Source organism: Murinocardiopsis flavida (assembly GCF_003014485.1).
Classification (GTDB): Bacteria; Actinomycetota; Actinomycetes; order Streptosporangiales; family Streptosporangiaceae; genus Murinocardiopsis; species Murinocardiopsis flavida.
This window is the reverse complement of the sequence record NZ_PYGA01000005.1, coordinates 116,556-134,494: the sequence shown is the minus strand read 5'-3', so window position 1 is coordinate 134,494 and position 17,939 is coordinate 116,556. Positions and strand designations below refer to the sequence as shown.

14 protein-coding genes and 1 pseudogene are annotated in these 17,939 nt (G+C 72.9%); 10 read left to right on the top strand and 5 right to left on the bottom strand.

Translation table 11 applies throughout. The features are described 5' to 3' along the window. Positions 1 to 38: 38 nt before the first annotated feature. A complete protein-coding gene (locus tag CLV63_RS09285; protein ID WP_211301227.1) occupies positions 39 to 1,274 on the bottom strand; it encodes an MFS transporter in 1,236 nt (411 codons plus the stop codon). A gap of 100 nt (positions 1,275 to 1,374) precedes the next feature. On the opposite strand from CLV63_RS09285, the gene CLV63_RS09280 reads away from it, so the two are divergent. From CLV63_RS09280 to CLV63_RS09265, 4 genes and pseudogenes are all read left to right on the top strand, one after another. Beyond that, entirely contained in the window at positions 1,375 to 2,505 is a 1,131-nt protein-coding gene (locus tag CLV63_RS09280) for a FecCD family ABC transporter permease (protein ID WP_106582530.1), read from the top strand. A gap of 1 nt (position 2,506) precedes the next feature. Beyond that, positions 2,507 to 3,259 (top strand): annotated as a pseudogene (locus tag CLV63_RS09275) (ABC transporter ATP-binding protein); the annotation flags it as partial. Between the two features lie 155 nt (positions 3,260 to 3,414). Beyond that, positions 3,415 to 4,425, top strand: a complete 1,011-nt coding sequence (locus CLV63_RS09270) for an ABC transporter substrate-binding protein (RefSeq protein ID WP_106582528.1) — start codon at positions 3,415 to 3,417, stop codon at positions 4,423 to 4,425. Between the two features lie 195 nt (positions 4,426 to 4,620). Beyond that, positions 4,621 to 5,376, top strand: a complete 756-nt coding sequence (locus tag CLV63_RS09265; protein ID WP_146165537.1) for a hypothetical protein — start codon at positions 4,621 to 4,623, stop codon at positions 5,374 to 5,376. A 48-nt stretch (positions 5,377 to 5,424) separates the two neighbouring features. Here CLV63_RS09265 and CLV63_RS33505 read toward each other — a convergent pair whose 3' ends face one another. Beyond that, positions 5,425 to 7,329 carry a serine/threonine-protein kinase gene (locus tag CLV63_RS33505; RefSeq protein WP_245928677.1) on the bottom strand — a complete coding sequence of 635 codons (1,905 nt, stop codon included), beginning with the start codon at positions 7,327 to 7,329 and terminating at the stop codon, positions 5,425 to 5,427. Between the two features lie 254 nt (positions 7,330 to 7,583). On the opposite strand from CLV63_RS33505, the gene CLV63_RS09255 reads away from it, so the two are divergent. From CLV63_RS09255 to CLV63_RS09230, 6 genes are all read left to right on the top strand, one after another. Then, on the top strand, positions 7,584 to 8,609 hold the full coding sequence (locus CLV63_RS09255; RefSeq protein ID WP_106582526.1) for a hypothetical protein: 1,026 nt from the start codon (positions 7,584 to 7,586) through the stop codon (positions 8,607 to 8,609). A 345-nt stretch (positions 8,610 to 8,954) separates the two neighbouring features. Next, positions 8,955 to 9,386 carry a DoxX family protein gene (locus CLV63_RS09250; protein ID WP_106582525.1) on the top strand — a complete coding sequence of 144 codons (432 nt, stop codon included), beginning with the start codon at positions 8,955 to 8,957 and terminating at the stop codon, positions 9,384 to 9,386. A gap of 302 nt (positions 9,387 to 9,688) precedes the next feature. Beyond that, positions 9,689 to 12,445, top strand: coding sequence for a polymorphic toxin-type HINT domain-containing protein (locus CLV63_RS09245; protein WP_106582524.1), 2,757 nt, complete (start codon positions 9,689 to 9,691; stop codon positions 12,443 to 12,445). Positions 12,446 to 12,482: 37 nt separating this feature from the next. After that, entirely contained in the window at positions 12,483 to 12,896 is a 414-nt protein-coding gene (locus CLV63_RS33500) for a hypothetical protein (protein WP_170134183.1), read from the top strand. A 509-nt stretch (positions 12,897 to 13,405) separates the two neighbouring features. Beyond that, the gene (locus CLV63_RS09235; protein ID WP_170134182.1) at positions 13,406 to 13,858 is read left to right on the top strand and encodes a GbsR/MarR family transcriptional regulator; all 453 of its coding nucleotides are present in this window, start codon (positions 13,406 to 13,408) and stop codon (positions 13,856 to 13,858) included. Beyond that, positions 13,855 to 15,075: a glycosyltransferase gene (locus tag CLV63_RS09230; RefSeq protein ID WP_106582521.1), complete on the top strand. Its 1,221-nt coding sequence runs from the start codon at positions 13,855 to 13,857 to the stop codon at positions 15,073 to 15,075. The genes CLV63_RS09235 and CLV63_RS09230 overlap by 4 nt, the downstream gene beginning before the upstream one ends. 129 nt (positions 15,076 to 15,204) lie before the next feature. Here the strand turns inward: CLV63_RS09230 and CLV63_RS09225 are convergent, their stop codons facing one another. The 3 genes from CLV63_RS09225 to CLV63_RS09215 form a co-directional block, all read right to left on the bottom strand. After that, complete coding sequence (locus CLV63_RS09225) at positions 15,205 to 16,488, bottom strand: glycosyltransferase (RefSeq protein ID WP_106582520.1); 1,284 nt, start codon at positions 16,486 to 16,488, stop codon at positions 15,205 to 15,207. Beyond that, a complete protein-coding gene (locus CLV63_RS09220; protein ID WP_106582519.1) occupies positions 16,485 to 17,123 on the bottom strand; it encodes a TetR/AcrR family transcriptional regulator in 639 nt (212 codons plus the stop codon). The genes CLV63_RS09225 and CLV63_RS09220 overlap by 4 nt, the downstream gene beginning before the upstream one ends. A 134-nt stretch (positions 17,124 to 17,257) precedes the next feature. Beyond that, positions 17,258 to 17,728 carry a DUF6653 family protein gene (locus CLV63_RS09215; protein ID WP_211301226.1) on the bottom strand — a complete coding sequence of 157 codons (471 nt, stop codon included), beginning with the start codon at positions 17,726 to 17,728 and terminating at the stop codon, positions 17,258 to 17,260. Positions 17,729 to 17,939: the final 211 nt, after the last annotated feature.

Sequence of the window (17,939 nt, the reverse complement as noted above, 5' to 3'; positions counted from 1 at the left end):
GCGCGCCCGCCCCGCCCGCCCCGGCACAGCGGGCGTTCTCAGCGGGCGGGGCGGACCCACCGGGAGGCGACGAGCGCGGCGAGGACGCAGCAGCCCAGTGCGGTACCGGCGCCGGTGAGGCCGGCGGCAGCGAGTCCGGCCCCGCCGAGCGCGGCCCCGGCGAAGACGCCGAGGCTCATCCCCGCGGCGTTCACCGCGAGGGCCGACCCGCGCAGTTCCCCGCTCCGGCGCACGAGCAGGCTGACCACGCACGCCGCGACGACCGCGTGGCCGACCGCCTGTAGGGCCGTCAGCGCCAGCGCGAGCGGCAGCGACGTCGTGAACGCGAATCCCAGGGTGCTCGCCGCCGCGAGCACCAGGCCCAGCGTGAGCAGCGCCTCGGTGCCGATCCTGGGGGGCGCGGCGTTGGCGAGGCGGCCCGAGAGGTAGTTGCCGACGAAGAACGAGCCGCCGCTGAGCGTCCACACCAGTGCGAACACCTCCGGGGTCAGGCCGAACCGCGCGTCGTAGAACGCGGCGAGGTAGGCGAGGTAGCCCATGAAGGCGGCGGTGCGCAGGAACGCGATCAGCAGTAGCGGCACGGCCCCCGGTATCGCCAGGAGCGCGCGGAACGTCGCCAGGTAGCCGATCCGGGGACGCTCCGCCGCCCGCGCCGCGGAGCGCCGCCGCACCAGGAAGAGCGCGCCGAGCAGCAGCGAGGCCGCCGCGACGGCGCTGAGGGTCCCCTGCCACCCCCAGACCAGGGCCGGGAGCGCGATCACGGGGGCGGCGAGCATGGCGGTGAGCGACTGCGTCGCGGTCACGAGGGTGGCGGCGCGGCCGGCCGCGCCGCCCGACCCGAACCGGTCGGCCGCCGCGGCGGTGAGCGCCGGGTTCAGCATCGACGTGGCGGCGCCGACCAGCAGGCAGAACGCCGTGAGCGCGAGAAAGGAGCCGGTCGCGCCGAGGGCCGAGGAGAGCCCGAGCAGCAGCAGCCCCGCGGCGGCGGTCCACTCCTTGGGCAGCCGGTCGATCAGCGGGGCGAGCGCCACCCCGACGGCGAGTGCGGCGAGGCCGCCGAGCCCGCGCAGGCCGCCCACCGCGGCGACGGTCTCGTCGGCGCCTTCGGCGATGGGCACGAGGAAGGTGCCGAAGACCGTGAAGGGCAGCAGCCCCGCGGCCGACGCCAGCAGGACCGGCCAGAGGGCGCGGATCATCGCCAGGTCGCCCGGCACGGCATCGGCCGGGTCGGCGGGGGCGGTACCGGACGCCGGGGCTGCGGGGTGGCCGGTCACCGTGTCGGCTCGCTCATCGGGGTCTCCATGGTCGGGGTACGGCGCTCGACCACGAGGTCGAAATGAAAACGGTTATCGTCATCGTCTATGATCCTCCAGTATGCCCCCTTTCTCCCGCCCCACGGCCACCACGGAACGCCGGTCGGCGGCCGGCGGCGAACCGGCCGGGCCGACGGGCGCGGCGCCCCGGCCGCCCCCTCCCGCGTTCCCGGCACTGCTCGTCGCCGCCCTGCTCGCAGCGCTGGCGTGCTCGACCGTCGCCGCCATCGGGCTCGGCCCCGCGCCCGTGCCGCCCGCCGAGACCGTGCGCTACCTGTGGGCGGCGCTCTCGGGCGGCGCCATCGCGCCGGACGAGGTCGCGACCTACCAGGTCGTCTGGCAGGTGCGGACGCCGCGCGTGCTCCTGGCCGCGGTGGTCGGCGCCGGGCTGGGCGCCGTCGGCGCGGCCGTCCAGGCGATGGTCCGCAACGCGCTCGCCGACCCGTTCGTCCTCGGCATCTCCTCCGGCGCGTCGGTCGGCGCCGTCGCGGTGACCACCTTCGGCGTGCTCACGTCGTTCGGGGTCTACGCGCTCTCCGCCGGCGCGTTCCTCGGGGCGCTGGCGGCGTCCGCCGTCGTCTACGCCGTCTCCTACAGCCGCATGGGGGTGACCCCGCTGCGGCTCGTGCTCACCGGGGTCGCGATGGCCTACGGGTTCCAGGCGCTGATGAGCGTAATGGTCTACCTGGCGCCCGACGGGGAGGCGACGAACACGGTGCTGTTCTGGACGATGGGCGGTTTCGGGGCCGCCACCTGGGGATCGCTGCCGGTCGTCGCGATCACGGTCGGCGCGGGCCTCGTGGTGCTGCGCAGGTACGCCCGCTCCCTGGACGTGATGTCGCTGGGCGACGAGACGGCGGCGAGCCTCGGGGTGGACGCCTCGGCCCTGCGCAAGGGCCTGTTCGTCGTCACCTCGCTCATGACCGGCGCCGTCGTGGCGGTCAGCGGGGCGATCGGGTTCGTCGGCCTGATCATGCCGCACCTCGTGCGCATCGCTGTGGGCGCCGGGCACGCCCGGGTGCTCGCCGTCACCCCGTTGGCGGGCGCCGTCTTCATGGTGTGGGCCGACCTCGTCGCGCGCACGCTCGTCGCGCCCCGCGAGCTCCCCCTCGGCGTCATCACCGCACTGGTCGGCGTGCCGGTGTTCATCACGATGATGCGCCGCAAGGGCTACCTGTTCGGAGGGCGCTGAGATGGATCTCCGACTGGACGCGGTCTCGGTCGAGGTCGGCGGGGCGATGCTGGTCAGGGAGCTGTCCCTGGACGCCGCGCCCGGGCAGGTGGTCGGACTCGTCGGGCCCAACGGCAGTGGCAAGTCGACCGCGCTGAAGTGCGTCTACCGGGCGCTGCGCCCCAGTAGCGGGGCCGTCCGGGTGGGCGGCGCCGACCTCGCGGCCGGCACCCTCCGAGAACGCGCCCGGACCGTCGCGGCACTCACCCAGGAGAGCAGCACCGACCTGGACTTCACCGTGGCGGAGATCGTCGCCCTCGGACGGACGCCCCACCTGCGGGGGAACCAGACCCTCGGCGCCAGGGAGCGGGAGCTGTGCCGCCGGGCGATGGAGCGGCTCGACATCGCGCACCTCGCCCACCGCGGCGTGCTGTCCCTCTCCGGCGGGGAGCGCCAGCGTGTGCTGGTCGCCCGGGCACTGGTCCAGGAGGCGCCCGTGCTGGTGCTGGACGAGCCGACCAACCACCTCGACATCCGCCACCAGCTCGAACTGCTCTCCCTCCTGGCGGACTCCGGCCGGACCGTGCTGGTCGTGCTGCACGACCTGAACCTCGCCGCGGCGGTGTGCGACCGCATCGGCGTGCTCTCCGAGGGCTCACTGGTCGCCGCGGGCCCGCCCGCCGACGTGCTCACCCCCGAACTCGTCCACGAGGTCTTCGGCGTCCGGGCGAGCGTGGTCGCGCACCCCCTGACCGGCGACCCGCAACTCCTCTACTCGTTCGCGACCCAGCCCACGCAGCCCACGCAGCCCACGCAGCCCACGCAGTCCACGCAGCCCACGCAGTCCACGCAGTCCACGCAGTCCACGCAGGCCACGCAGGCCACGCAGGCCACGCAGGCCACCCAGCCAACGGCGGAAGGATCCCCACGATGACCGAGACCAGCCGACGCCGCACGCGGCCGCCCGCGAAGGCGCTCCTCCCGATCGCCGCGTCGGCCGTGCTCCTGTGCGGGTGCGGCGCGCGCGTCGCCGAGGAGGCCGGCGCGCCCGCGCCCGTGACCGTCGAACGCTGCGGGGAGGAGGTGGAGTACCGGCGCCCGGAACGGGCCGTCGTCTACGAGGCGGGCAGCGCCGACAAGATGTTCGCCCTCGGCCTCGCCGATTCGGTCCGCGGGTACGTCATGCCGCCGGCGAACCCGCCCGTCGAGGAGTCCCCCTGGGCGGCCGACTACGCGGCGACCGACATGCTCAGCGACGACCTCCTCAACAAGGAGCTCGTCGTCGACGCGGAGTCCGACTTCGTCGTCGCCGGGTGGCAGTCGGGGTTCAGCGAGGAACGGGGTATCACCCCCGAGATCCTCGACGGCCTGGGTATCCAGAGCTTCATGCACAGTGAGACCTGCTACAACTACCCGGGCCATCCCATGCGGACGGCGCCGTTCGAGGGCCTGTACACCGACCTGGAGCGCATGGGCGCCATCTTCGGCGCCGAGAAGAAGGCCGACGAGGTCGTCGCGTCGCTGCGGGACCGCGTCGCGGCGGTCGAGAAGCGCGCGCCGAAGGGCGATCCGCCGAAGGTGTTCCTCTACGACTCCGGCACCGACAAGCCCTTCACCGCCGGCAACCAGGTCCCGCCGAACGAGATCATCGCGCGGGCCGGGGGCGAGAACGTCTTCTCCGACCTGGACGAGCGGTGGACGGAGGTGGGCTGGGAGTCGGTCGTGGAGTCCCAGCCCGAGATCGTCGTCATCATGGACTACGGCGACCAGCCCGCAGAGGAGAAGATCGACTTCCTGGCGTCCGCCCCGGCCACGAAGGACCTCCCCGCGGTGCGCGACGAGAACTTCTACATCCTCGACTACAACGAGGCGATCAGCGGGCCCCGCAACATCGACGGCCTCGAGGGCTTCGCGGAGTACCTCCGCGAGTACGAGGGCTGAGCCCGGCGGTGCGGTGCCCCGATCGCCGGACCCGGCGCCGGGCGCACCGCACCCGGTTCCCATCTCGCCCCGCCCAGGGCAGGGAGCGGGTAAGAGCAGGGTCTGGCGCGGGCGGGAAGGGCCGGTCGGCGGCCGGGTGGTCGGCCGCCGTCCTCACTCGGGCCTGGCGGTCCGGGCGTTGCGCGGACGTTGCCTATGCTGCTTGCGCGTCGCCCGTTCCGCGTGCGGCGCCCCTCGATCCCCTCGGTGAGTAAGGACCGCCTCCGCCCCATGAGCTACAACTTCCTGCACGGCCGGGCCGACGACGTGCGCGCGCGGATCATGCGCGACCCCTTCCCCGCTGTGGCGCCGCACGTGCGGGTGATGATGGTCGACGACCCGCGCGCGATGGGCGGCAACTCGCTGGCCTACTCGGTCAGCGCGCGGTGCACGGCCGTCATGTGCGTGAAGATGGGGCGCACCGAGACGGTCGTCATCGGACGCGACCACCTGCACGCGTGGGGTGTCGCCAAGCACGACGTCTGGTTCGCCGCGTTGCGGAACCTGGCCGCCGAACCGGTGACCGTCACCCCCAACGAGTCGACCGCCGACGTGCCGCTCTACACACTCTACGGTGCGGACTGGGCGGGCTCGTCGCACGTCATGCGCTTGGGCGACGTGCTGCCGGCACCCACCCCGTTCGGGGCCGTCGCGATGCTGCCCGGCCTGAACTCGATCCTGTTCGCGCCGCTGATGTCGCAGCGCTCACTGGCGATCCTGCCGATGATGTGGCTGGTGTACCAGCGCTTCACCGCCGAGGACCGGCCGGTGACCGACCAGCTCCTGTGGTGGCACAACGGCCGCCTCAGCGCGATGGACGCCATGGACAGCGCCCCGATCGACGGCAAGAGCGGCATCCACGTCATCGAGAGCCCGGAGTTCCAGCGGATGAAGTCCGCCCTCCCCGCCTGACACCGCGCGGCCCGCGCCCCCGCCGCGGGCGCGGCCATGCCGGGCGGGTCAGGAGCACAGGCTCTCCGCCGTGACGCCGTCGTCGGGGAGCTCGCGCTCGCTCATGCCGAACCTCGCGCCGATGTCCTGCATCCGGCCGTCCCGGCGCATCGCCGCGAGCCGGTCGTTGACCGCCGCCGCGAGCTCGGTGTCGCCGCCCGCGAAGGCCATCGCCATGTGGGACTCCGCCGGCCGGTCCGGGCCGAGCGGCGCGGGCGGCGAGACGACCTGGAGGTCGTCGGCGGGGCTGTGCCGCAGCGTCCACCGTGCCACCACGGATTCGGCGGCGACGGCGGCGGCCTGCTCGCTCCGCACCGCCCGCATTCCGGCGTCGAGGTCGTTGACCCGCAGCGGGTCCCGGGCTCCCGAGGCTTCCGACGCGGCGGCGTCGCCTTCGGCGGTCCCGTTGACCACGGCGAGCCGCATCCCGGGAGCGGTGAACTCCGTACCGCCGCCGACCTTCTTCGGATTGCCCTTCTTGACGACGAACGAGGTGGTGTACTTCGCGTCGGGGTCGGCGAAGGCGGCCCGCTCGCACCGTTCGGGCGTGACGGCCATCCCCGCGGACACCGCGTCGAACCGATCGGCCCGCAGGCCGGGCAGCAGGCTGTCGAACGTGTGGACCTCGGCCTTGACCTGCGGTACCCCCAGGTCCTTGAAGACCGCGCGGGCGACCTCGATGGAGTACCCGGTGGGCCTGCCCTCCGTGTTGGTGAACGAGATGGGGGCCCACTCGCTGAATCCGACCCTGGCGTAGCCCTGGTCCACGAGTTTCTGGAGCGCGGGCCCGCCGTCCTGCGCGCCGTCCTTCGCGCCGCCGGTCCCGCGGTAGGCGAACCAGGCCGCGCTCCCGCCGAGCAGCACCAGCACGAGGAGCGCCGCGGCGAGTGCCGGCACCGCGGTCCGGCGGCGCCGGGCGGCAGCGGGCGGGTGCGGGCCCGGACGGCGGGTCGGCGGCCCCGGTGCGGGCGGCGGGCGGCCGCCCGGTCCGGGGGCGGGTACCGGCGGCCCGTCCTCCTGCGGGACAGGGGTCCACTGCTGCTCGATGAGGGTCGTCGCCACCTCGGTGGCGTCGACCGGGCCAAGGGCCTCCGTGCCGCCGGTGAGCAGCGGGATCAACCGGGCGGCCGGCGGGCGCCGAGCGGGGTCCTTGTCCAGCGCCGGCACCACCGGTCCGGTGAGGCCGGCCGGCAGGCCGTCGAGGTCCGGCTCCTCGTTCAGGATCCGGTACATCAGGGTCTCGGCGGCGCCGGTGCCGAACGGGGGGCGGCCCAGGACCGCGTAGGCCACCATCGCGCCCCATGCGAAGACGTCGGCCTCGGGCCCGGTGGCCCCGCGGAAGCGCTCAGGGCTCATCCAACCGGGCGAGCCCACCAGCCCGCCGGTGCGGGTGATGGCGCTCTCGTCGACCGCGCGCGCGATCCCGAAGTCCAGCACCTTGGGGCCGTCAGGCGCCAGGATGACGTTGGCGGGTTTGAGGTCGCGGTGCACGATCCCGGCGGCGTGGATCGCCGCCACCGCCTCGGCCAGCCCGACGGCCAACGCCTCGACCTGCCCCAACGGGAGCGGGCCCGCGGCCTTCACCTGCGCGTCCAGAGTCGGGCCGGGGATGTAGGGGGTGGCGTACCACGGCTGGCCCCGGTCGGTCTCGGCGGCGATCACCGGCGCGATGCAGGCAGCCCGTACCCGCGACATGAGCGCGACCTCGCGGGCGAACCGGTCGCGGAACTCGGCGTCGCCGGTGTACTCGGCGCGGATGAGCTTGAGCGCCACCCACCGCCCATCGGGGCCGGTCGCACCGTAGACGACCCCCATGCCGCCGGCCCCCAGCCGCCCCTGCACCTGGAACGGGCCGAGGCGAGCGGGGTCGCCGTCGGCAAGGGGCGACATGGGCGGCCGCTGTGTTCGGTGCACGGTCGTCCTCGCAGAATCGGTCCGGGGGCAGCGGCGAGAGACCATGATGCAGTCTGCGCGGCGGGCGCGCCACCGCTGGGTCCGCTCCGCGCCTGGCCGCGGCTTGCCGTGCGCACCGCCGTCTGAGTACGTTGCCCGCTCGGAACCGAGTAGTCGCGCCGTTGGCGGGGCGGACCGGTGGACATACGGTTGGCCACTGCGACCAGCCGCGGCGGACCGATACGCCGCAGGCGCGAACCAGGGGACGGTGTGCGATGGCCGGTACGGGACTACCGAACGGGGAGTGGGCGCCGACGCGCCCCGGCGGCGCCGCGACGCTGAAGGCCGCGGCCCTCGGCGCGGGGATCGGGCTGCTGGCCCTCGCCGTGGCCGTGTTCGCACCGTTCGGGCTCGCGCTCCTCGCCCTCGCCTGGGCCCTCTCTCCGGGAACCGGCGAGGCGCTCGGCGCGAGCGTGCTCGTCGCGTTCCTCGCCGTCCTCGTCGCGGTATCGCTGCTGGGCTGCGTGCTGGCGCTGCGCGCGCTGGTGCGCGCGACACCCGGGGCCCGGCCCGGTGCCGTCTGGAAGACCGTGGTGGCGGGTGCCGCACTCGCCGTGGCCGCGGCCGCGGCCACGGCCTTCGCCGGGAATCCGCTCGACGACCAGCTGCCGGTCGCAGCGAGCGCGCTGCTGGTCGCGTCGGCGACCGCCGCGACGGCGGTCGTCACCGTGCGCGGGGCGCGGATGCCCATGTGGGCCGCTGCCGCCCTGCTCGTCCTGCCGATCGCCGGGCTCGTCGCGGCCGCCCCGCTGCTCGCCGGGATGTCGGCCCGCGGGGCCGTCCAGGACGACATCGACGCCTACGGCGGAGAACTCGCGGTCGTCGACGGCGGCGGCTGGCGCGTCGACGGGTTGAGTTGGAACTCCGAGGACGAGTACCTCGACGTCGCCTACGTGGACGCCAACGGCGACCACGCCACACTCCGCCACATCCCGGCCGGCGACTGGGGCGGGGAGGGCACCGCGGAGGGCAACACCATGTGCTCGATCCGGGGATTCACCTGCGAGGAGGCGGACGGCGGGTCGCGCCTGCTGGTGAAGGAGGACGGTCGGCTGTACGGGGCCGAGCTGACACTGGACGACGGCAGCGGGGTCTCCCTCGACGTCGCCCCCGACTACTCCAAGCCGGAGGACGAGCAGACCTCCCCCCGAGTCGTCGAGGAGCTCGTGCGGCACGCCCGTCCGGCGACGGCAGAGGACCGGGAGCGGCTCCTGGACGCCGTCGTCGCGAAGCGCGGCTGAGGGACGGCGGGACCCCGGGGCGGCGGCCGCCGGGCGGCCCGCCCGACGCGGCCGCCTTCGTTGCCGCGGCCGCCGTGCGCCATCTGCGGGGCGGCACCGGGTCGGCGGGCGGCAGCGTGCCGGCCGCATGCGGCCTGTCCGGCCGGTGAACCGGGATCTGCCGCGAGACCTGAACCCCGGATTCCTCCCCGCGCCCGCGCATCCGGAGCGGATCGGCGGCCCTCGCGTTCACCGGACTTATCCGCGGCTTACCTTTGGCGTACGTTTTCGGCGTGTATAGTTCCCCAGTCTCAGAGCACTGCTCCGCTTCGGCGGAATGACGCGATCGGCGGAAAAGGGAAATCGATGAAGCGCCTGCCCGATGCATCTCTCTTGGCGGCACGTATCGTGATCGGGGTCACGTTCTTGGCCTATGGAACGTCGCTGCTGGAAGACACGTGGCTCGCTGAACGCAGTTTCGCGGGCATGGGGGTGCCGTTTCCCGGATTGGTGCTGTGGATCGCTGCCGCGGCGGGCATCGTCGGCGGCCTGTGCTTCGCGGCGGGCTTCGCTCTGCCCGTCGTCGGAGTCGTGCTCGCCGTGCTCTCCCTCGTCGCGCTGATCCCCGCTGACGGCCCGGGTGCCGCCTACGCGCAGGTCTACGTTCCGCCGCACTACATCCTGGTCATGGTCTTCTCCTGCCTGGGATTCGGGTTCAACGGCGGGCGGTTCACCGCGGCGCGCCACCTGTCCGGCCGGCGCGGAACGAGCGCCGACAGCGCGGACATGCGCGGCTGAACGTCCCGCCGTCCGCAACGGTACGGGCCCGGCGCGCCGCCCGTCCGAGTCCCGGTGCCGCGCGCCCAAGATGCCGAAGAACCCGTGTGGTTTATTTTGTTGCATGCCAAATCCATAACCACATTCCATGCCGTTGCGGCATGGTTTCCGAGGCGGATATCAGGGTCCTCCCTGCGACGAATTCGTGCGCGCCGGTGCGCTCCGCGCCGGAGAATGCCCGGGGAGATTGTCCGCCTGGACGGACGGCATTGATTCCGTAGTAGATTCTGGTGCAAATTCTTCAGCGGTAACGGGAGTTCGTAGTGCGTCGTGACCAAGGTGCCGGCCTGATCGAGTACGCAGCGGTCCTGGCGCTGGCAGCCGCGATCCTTGCGGCGCTGCTCGTCTCGAACCTGCCCGCCAAGATCAGCGGATCCGTCGCGTCGGCCGTGTGCACGCTCATGGGCAACGACGACTGCGAGTCCTCCGACGGCCCCGGTTCCGGCGGAGGAGGCCCCGGCGGCGACGAGGACGAGCGGCCCGACCCGGCCGACACCCCCGACGGCGAGGAAGACCGCAACGGCAACGGCATCGCCGACGGCGAAGAGGACCGCAACGGCAACGACATCCCCGACGGCGAGGAAGACCGCGACGACGACGGCACCCCCGACGGCGAGCAGAACGAGAAGGACGGCCTGCCCCACGACGACGACGGCGGCAACGGCACCCCCGACGGCGACGAGGACCGCAACGGCAACGGCGATTCCGACGGCGACGAGGATCGCAACGGCAACGGCATCCCCGACGGCGAAGAGGACCGCGACCGGGACGGCACACCAGACGGCGACCAGGACGAGCACGAGGGCCTGCCCGACGAGCAGGACGACCCGCAGGACGAGGGCGGCGACGGGAAGCGGGACGGCGAGCAGGACCGCAACGGCAACGGCATCCCCGACGGCGACGAGGACCGCAACGGCAACGACGTCATCGACGGGGAGGAGGACCGCGACGACGACGGGACCCCCGACGGCGAGCAGGATCGCGGCGGCCTGCCCGAGGAGAAGGACGACGGCAACGGCACTTCCGACGGGCAGGAGGACCGCAACGGCAACAACAAGCCCGACGGCGAAGAAGACCTCGACGACGACGGAACGCCCGACGGGCAGGAGGACCGCAACGACAACGGCACCCCCGACGGCGACGAGGACAACCCCGACGGCCTCCCCGAGAACGAGCCGGGCAAGGACGACCCCGAGGAACTCAAGCCCGAGGACGTCACGGACGACGACTTCCACGACGACGACAAGAAGGACGACGACGACAACAAGGATGACGACGACAACAAGGATGACGACAAGTCCGACGACGAGAAGAAGAAGGACGAAGAGAAGCTGATCGAGGAGTCCGAGGAGTTCGACGAACTCGAGGACTACCTCGACACCGAGGACATCAAGAAGTGCGCCGGTGTGGCCGACTTCCGGAAGTGCATCACCGAGAGCGTCCCGCCGCCGGACAAGGACTTCATCACCGAGGTGTTCGACTTCTTCCTCGGTGAGGGCCCGCCGCCGCCCAAGTCGATCGACCTGGTCGAGGCCATCGACGACGCCGCCGACGCGATGGAGGACCACCGCAAGGACCGCGACAACGACGACAACGACGACAAGTCCGACGAGAAGGACGTCTACGACGAGTACCCCGACGAGGAGAAGTTCGTCAAGGACTCGCCGGAGTTCGACGCCGCGAATGAGGAGTTCGGCAAGGGCAACGTCGAGAAGTGCGCGTTCGACAAGCCGCACGACCTGTCCTTCAAGGAGTGCCTGTACCAGGCGCGTCCGCCCGGTGAGGGGGGCGGGCTCTTCGGGGCGCCGCCGCCCCCGCCGCCCCCGCCCGAGCCCTCGATGATCGAGGCCGCCAACGACGCCGACAAGGCGTTGCAGGACTACCGGGACAACAAGGACAAGAAGGACGACAACAAGGACGAGGACGACAAGGACGAGGACGACAACAAGGACGAGGACAACTGCGACACCGGCAACAGCTTCACGGCGGGCACGCGTGTCCTCACGGGCGACGGCCGGTCGCTCCCCATCGAGGACATCGAGGTCGGCGACCAGGTCCTCGCCTCCGCGCCGACGACCGGTGAGCAGGGCCTCCGGCCCGTCACCCGGCTCATCCGCGGAGAGGGCGAGAAGGTCCTCGTCGACATCGAGATCGACGGCGAGACCCTGACCGCGACCGACAACCACCCCTTCTGGGTCGAGTCGGCCGATGCCTGGGTGCCGGCGTCCGACCTGCGCACCGGGATGGTCCTGCGCGACCCGTCGGGCGAGCCGGCCGACGTCGGGTCGGTCGACACCCGGGTCGTGCCCGACCAGCGCGTCTACAACTTCACGGTCGGCGAGCTGCACACCTACTTCGTCGTCGGCGGCGAGGGCGGCGTGCTCGTCCACAACCTCGACTGCGCCGGTGACAAGGAACGCGGCGGTATCAAAAGGGTGATCGACCAGAAGGTCGATGAGGGCAAGTTCCAGGACGCCGACGTCATGGCCCGCGAAGCCGCCTCCGACGCTCGGGAGGCCCGCAAGCGGGCCAAAGAGGACCCCACCGACAAGAACAAGGAGGAGGCCGACGCGGCCGAGAAGTTCGCCAAGGAGCAGAAGCAGAGGCTGGCGAAGGAGAAGCTCGACAAGGCCAAGAACGACGTCGAGAACGCTCCGGACAAGAACAAGTTGCAGGTCAAGGACGCCGAGCGGGAGATCGAGGCCGCTGAAGCCCTCGGTGACGATGTGTTGCAGTTCAACGAGAAGTTCGGCAACGGGGGAAAACGCGGCGAGATCGACGTCGAGACCGACAACGCGGTCATCGAGGTCGCCAACGGCAAGAAGGTGACCAAGGACGACCAGATCAAGCAGCGGGTCGACGACAAGGGTCTCAACCCCGAGGGGAAGAAGGTCGTGGTCTACGCGCCGAACTGGAGCGACAAGTCGATCCGGCTGCTCAAGTCGCGGCTCGGCCCCGATTACGAGGGCAAGTACGAGATCGTGAAGACGACCGAGGATCTGAAGGACGCCGCCGGCTGACCGGCGCCCGAGCGACGGACGGAGGTACAGGACACCGATGAGTCTCACCGTGGGCGTGTACACACCGGCGGAGGTCACCGAGGACGAGCTGCTCCGGCTGCTCGCCGGGATCGGTGCGGAGCTGCACCCGGACCAGTGGACCTCCGCCGTGCTGAGCCGGGGCGCGCAGCACGTGTGGATCACGATCGGTCCGGCCGACACCGAGGAGCTGCTCGAACCCGACGACGCCGCGCGCATCACCCACCTGCTCGGCGGGCCCGCCGGGTTGGAGACCGAGCTGCGCGTCTCGACCGTCGACGGAAGGCGGCCCCCTGGTCCCGCGGTCGAGATCGTCACGGCCATCGCGGCCCGGCACCAGGTGGCGGTCTTCGGCGAGCAGACGGTATTCGGCCCGGCCGAACTGCGCTCCCGGTCCGCCGCCGGCGGCTCGGCCGCCGACGTCTTCCGCTGAGGCGCGGCACCCCGCCGCGCACGTACGCCGCGGGCCGGGCCGGATCCGCACGGCCGGTGCCGGCCCGGCCGACGGCCCGAGCCGGGACCGCCCGCACCGGAGGCGCGCACCGGGGGCGGCGGCGCCGACCCCGGTGCGCGGGGCGGATTCCGCCCGCTGGTCCCGCTGGAGGACCATCGCCGCCGTCCTCAGCGGTTTCGGCGGGCGAACCCCCACAGCAGCAGGGCCAGGTAGGCGCCGTTCACCGCGGCGCCGCCGAGCAGCCAGGGCCAGACCGCGCCGCCCTTTCGGCGTGCCCAGGTTCAGCGGTACGCCCATTCGCCGCACGGTCAGCGGGCCCAGTACCCCGAAGTCCACAGCCGCCCTTCCCGCCTTGGTGGCGGCAACTGTAACGGTCACCGGCCCGACGGAGGCGGCGCCGACCGCATTGGTGCCCGATGTCACCGACCCCGGTCACGGTTAGATCGGAACGTTCGCATCTATCCGAACAATCCGATACATTCGCCTGCATGAGTGTTGATCGATTCGTGGAGGACGCCGGGCTCTTCTACGCGCGGCTGGGACTGAGCCGGACGGCCGGGCGGGTCATGGGCCGGCTCCTGACCGCGGAGTCCGGCAGCGCCGACGCGCCCGAGCTGGCCGAGGCGCTGGCGGTGGCCAAGAGCAGTATGAGCATCGCTTTGCGGCAGCTGGAGCAGGCGGGCATGGTCGAGCGGTTCCGGGTGCACGGCGCACGGCGCGACCACTACCGCCTGGCCGAGGACGTCTTCGCCCGCGCCTTCCGCGCCAAGATGGCCGAGTTCGAGGGCTTCCGGGCCCTTGCCGAGCAGGGCCTGGACGCGGTGGGCGACGACCCCGCGCGCCGCCGGCGGCTGGAGCTGATGCGGGATATGTACGCGTTCATGATGGACCGCTTCCCCCGCCTGCTGGACGAGTGGGACGACCTCAAGGACGCCCGATGAGGCCGTTGCTGATCACCGTGGGCAGCCGGGGAGACGTCCAGCAGTTCCTGGCCCTGGCGCGCGGGCTGCTGGCAGCCGGGCATCAACCGGTATTGGCGGCGCCGCGCCGGTTCGCGCCGCTCGCGGCCGGGTCCGGGGTGGAGTTCGCGCCGCTCAACGACGAGATGCTCGCGATGCAGGACGCGGTCGCGGGGCAGGGTGCGCGCGCGGCCATCACCGCGGCGCGCTCGGTGCGGCCGATGCTCCGCCGCCTCCTCGATGACCAGGCGGCGCTCGCCGCACGTCCGGCCGATGCCGTGGTGTACCACCCCAAGTCCCTCGGCGGGCCCTACATCGCAGAGAAGCTCGGCGTCCCGGCGATCGCCGGGCTGCTGATCCCCCTGTACATTCCGACGTCCGCCTTTCCCTCGCCCATTCTCCCGGCCCGGCTGCCGGCCCTGTTCAACCGGGCGAGCTGGCGCGTCGCCGCCGCGATCGAGGCACCCTACCGGGGCACGGTCCGCACCTGGCGGGCTGAGGCACTCGGCCTGCACGACGGCTTCCTGCCGATGGCCGAGCTGGTCAAGGCGGGCAGCGTGCTGCACGCCTGGAGCCCGCACCTGCTGCCACCGCCCGAGGACTGGCCCGCCCCGGCACATCCGATCGGGTTCTGGACGATGCCCGCGGACGACACCTGGACCCCGCCCGAGCGGCTGGCCCGGTTCCTGGACGAGGGCGAACCGCCCGTCTACGTGGGCTTCGGCAGCTCGACCACCGGCGACCCCGAGGCGCTGACCGCCACGGCGCTGGAAGGGGTCCGGCTGGCCGGGCGCCGGGCCGTGCTGGCCACCGGATGGGGGGCGCTCCAGCCGGGCGCGGTCGCCGACGACGTCCTGGTGATCAAGGAGGCCCCGCACGACTGGCTGCTGCCACGCGTCGCCGTCGCCGTGCACCACGGCGGGGTCGGCACGGTTGCGGCCGCCCTGCGGGCGGGAGTGCCCCAGGTCGTCCGCCCGTTCCTCGGCGATCAGCCGTTCTGGGCCGCCCGCCTGCACCGCCTCGGCGTCGCCCCGGCCCCGCTGCGGGGCCGCCTGACCGCCCCCCGCCTGGCCGCCGCCATCGAGGACGCGGCAGCGCTGGCGCCGACAGCCCGCACGCTGGCCGACCACGTCACCGCCGAGGACGGCGTCGCGACGGCGGTGGCCCGCATCGCCGAATGCGTCGAGTCCCGCTCATGACATCGCCGATGTCCCGGCCTTTCGTCGGTCCTCTGTTCGCGACCGGCCCAGGGCGGCTGGCTCCGCGGCCGGTGCGGGTGCGGGGCGCGTGAGGTCGAGATCGTCACCGTCCGTGGGGCGGCGGCGTCATCAGGGTCGGGGCTCTGGTGCGCCGATCCGTTCAAGGGCCTCCACTGCGTAGTGGACGCCGTCTTCGACGCGGGCCCGCTCGCCGAGTGTGCGGGCCGTGTCGATGAGAACGGGATCGGTCGTGGCCTGGGTGATGGCCGCGGCGAGTGTGCGGGCGGTCAGGCGCTGGCCGCGCTGCGGCGCGGTGGCGACCCCGGCGGCATGGGCGCGCTGGGCCCAGAAGGGCTGGTCGCCCCAGAACGGGCAGACGACCTGGGGGCGTCCGGCGGCCAGTGCCGCGCCGGTCGTGCCGCCGCCCCCGTGGTGCACGACGGCGGCGCAGCGCGGGAACAGCCAGGGGTGCGGCGCCTGGTCGATGACGTGGACGCCGTTTCCGAGTGGGGCCTCGGCACCGATACCGCCCCAGCCCGTGGCGATGACCGCCCGTGCGCCAGCTGCCCGGACGACGTCGGCCATGAGGTGCCCGGTCCGCCCCGGGTCGGCGCTGGGCAGGCTGCTGAACCCGATGAACACCGGGGGTTCGCCGGCGTCGAGGAACGCCGCGAGTTCGGGGGGCGGACTCCATTCCTGGGCAGGCGGGAACCAGAACCCGGTGGTGTGGACATTTGGTGGATAGTCGGCTCCGGCGGGGAGCAGGTGGCGGCTGAACGCCTGAAGGAGGGTGCTGTGGCCGCCGTCGGCCTGGCGGAGCGGGTCGTGGCGGTGGCGGCGGCGATCCAGCCCGAGCCGCCCGCGCAGTTCGTCGGCCACGCTGTACTGACCGCGCAGTGCCATGGCGACGAGGCGGTAGCTGGCCCGGTTGAAGACGGGTGGGATCCAGGCCGGCCAGGGCACGCCCGGGGCGGGAAACGCGCTGGTGGGCACCCACGAGGGTTGGAGGGCCACGGGCACCGAGGGGACGCCGAGCCGTTCGGCGATGTGGTGGCCGGGCATGCCGGGGATGTGGACGACGAGGTCGGCGCCGTCGTCGGCCGCTTCGGCCATGTCGGCGTAGACCTGGCGCATCAGCGGCTTGATCCGGCGCACCAGGGTCGCGGCCTGGACGGCGCCGCGTACGCCCCGGAGCCCGGTGTCCATGACGACGCTCAGTTCGGGGTCGCCCATGAGGGTGTTGGGACCGTCGTCGACCGGGCGGTAGGTCACGCCGTGGTCCGCGGCGAGCGGGGCCGCGGCGGCGGGGCCGGCGACCACCGCGGTGTGGCCGGCGGCCTCCAGCGCGCGGGCCAGCGCCAGGAACGGCTGGACGTCGCCGCGGGTGCCGTGGGTGAGGAGGAGGGTCTTCATCGGGGGGCCTGTCGTTTCCGGTGGTCTCGGACGGCGTCCCATGCGTCGAGCCATCGCTCGTCGGCGAACAGCCCGTGGGTGAGCATCTCCACGCTGTGGCGCGAATAGCGCAGGATCGCGTCGAAATCGGTGATGTCGTCGTCCAGCACTCGGGAGACATGGGCGCCGAACGCCAGTGGTGCCAGGAGCCAGGAGACGTAGATCGCGGCGCGGGCCCTGGGGTCCTCGGACGGGTGCACCCATCCCTCCTGCTCGCCGGCTGCGAGCCAGGCGGTGGTGGTATCGACGATCTCGTCGAAGAGGTCGGCGGCTGCGGGGGAGCCGTCGAGGAGCGCGCGGGCGAGATAGGTGCGTTCGGCGCCCGCGCCCTCCAGCATCGCGGCCAGGCCGGGGGCGTCGCGGCTGGCGGCGTCGGCGCGCCCGGGGGCGCCGCGCGCCATGGACACGACGTGCTCGTCGCAGGCGCGGCGCAGCCCGTCCTTCGACCCGAAGTGGTGCACGATCAGCGCGGGGGAGACGCCCGCCTGAGCGGCGATGGCCTGCATGCTGACCCGGCCGACCCCCGCGGAGCCGAAGAGCCGCAGTGCGGCGTCGCGGATGCGGGCTTTGGCGGTCAGATCATCGGTTGAACTCATATTCGGGATACTAAACATGTGTTCAGTAGCGTGCTGACGGCTCCGCCCCTGGACAAGCGGTTCAGCTGCGCCGGGCCGCCGTTGCGCCCGCCGTCGCGGGCCGGGGCAGCAGCGGGCGGGGCCGATGCGCACGGTCATCCGCTGCCCGGTTCCGCGGCCGGTGCGGGCGCTTCCGCCTGCCGCTCGTCGTGGTAGCGGGCCATCAGCTCCCAGTACACCAGCAGCAGTGCCATGGACGCGGCACTGGTCGCCACCGTGGTGACGGGCAGCCGGCGGCGGGCGGCGATCACCGAGGCGAGGCCGATCGCCGTGGCCGCGGCGTTGACGCCCATCGCGGCATCCAGGGGCCGGTCGAGGAGCCACAGCTCCTCGCCGAGCATCGCGCGGCTCGCCCAGGCCCGGTTGTGGGCCGGCTCCGGGAAGATCACGGGGTTGACGGCGAACCAGGCGGCCACGGCCGCGGCATGGCGCCAGTCACGCGTCCAGACCGGTACCAGGGCCAACGGCGCGGTCGCCCACCGGGACCACGCGCTCCACGGGTTGGCGTGGCGCGCGAAGACCGCCCGCCGCACCTGCGCGAGCCTGCTCGGGGGGCTGGTGTCCATCGGTGTCCTTTCCTCCTGGACCGGGCCGTCGTTCGCCGTTCGTGGTCCGGAGTGCTGTGCCGGTGCCGCGAGCGCCCGAGCGGCGGCCTGCCGGTACTGCGCAGAGCCGGTCGACCGGTTGAATTTACGTTCAGAATGCTAAACGTTCATTCAGCCTGGTGCCAGGGTCCGCCGCGTTCTTAGCGCTTTCCTGACGCCGCCGGGTGGTGCC

What these genes read in the sequence shown, in the direction of transcription:
- CLV63_RS09280 (WP_106582530.1), top strand. Translation starts at nt 1,375, where the DNA reads ATGCCCCCTTTCTCCCGCCCCACGGCCACCACGGAACGCCGGTCGGCG.
- CLV63_RS09270 (WP_106582528.1), top strand. Translation starts at nt 3,415, where the DNA reads ATGACCGAGACCAGCCGACGCCGCACGCGGCCGCCCGCGAAGGCGCTC.
- CLV63_RS09265 (WP_146165537.1), top strand. Translation starts at nt 4,621, where the DNA reads ATGCTGCTTGCGCGTCGCCCGTTCCGCGTGCGGCGCCCCTCGATCCCC.
- CLV63_RS09255 (WP_106582526.1), top strand. Translation starts at nt 7,584, where the DNA reads ATGGCCGGTACGGGACTACCGAACGGGGAGTGGGCGCCGACGCGCCCC.
- CLV63_RS09250 (WP_106582525.1), top strand. Translation starts at nt 8,955, where the DNA reads ATGAAGCGCCTGCCCGATGCATCTCTCTTGGCGGCACGTATCGTGATC.
- CLV63_RS33500 (WP_170134183.1), top strand. Translation starts at nt 12,483, where the DNA reads ATGAGTCTCACCGTGGGCGTGTACACACCGGCGGAGGTCACCGAGGAC.
- CLV63_RS09235 (WP_170134182.1), top strand. Translation starts at nt 13,406, where the DNA reads ATGAGTGTTGATCGATTCGTGGAGGACGCCGGGCTCTTCTACGCGCGG.
- CLV63_RS09230 (WP_106582521.1), top strand. Translation starts at nt 13,855, where the DNA reads ATGAGGCCGTTGCTGATCACCGTGGGCAGCCGGGGAGACGTCCAGCAG.
- CLV63_RS09225 (WP_106582520.1), bottom strand. Translation starts at nt 16,488, where the DNA reads ATGAAGACCCTCCTCCTCACCCACGGCACCCGCGGCGACGTCCAGCCG.
- CLV63_RS09220 (WP_106582519.1), bottom strand. Translation starts at nt 17,123, where the DNA reads ATGAGTTCAACCGATGATCTGACCGCCAAAGCCCGCATCCGCGACGCC.
- CLV63_RS09215 (WP_211301226.1), bottom strand. Translation starts at nt 17,728, where the DNA reads ATGGACACCAGCCCCCCGAGCAGGCTCGCGCAGGTGCGGCGGGCGGTC.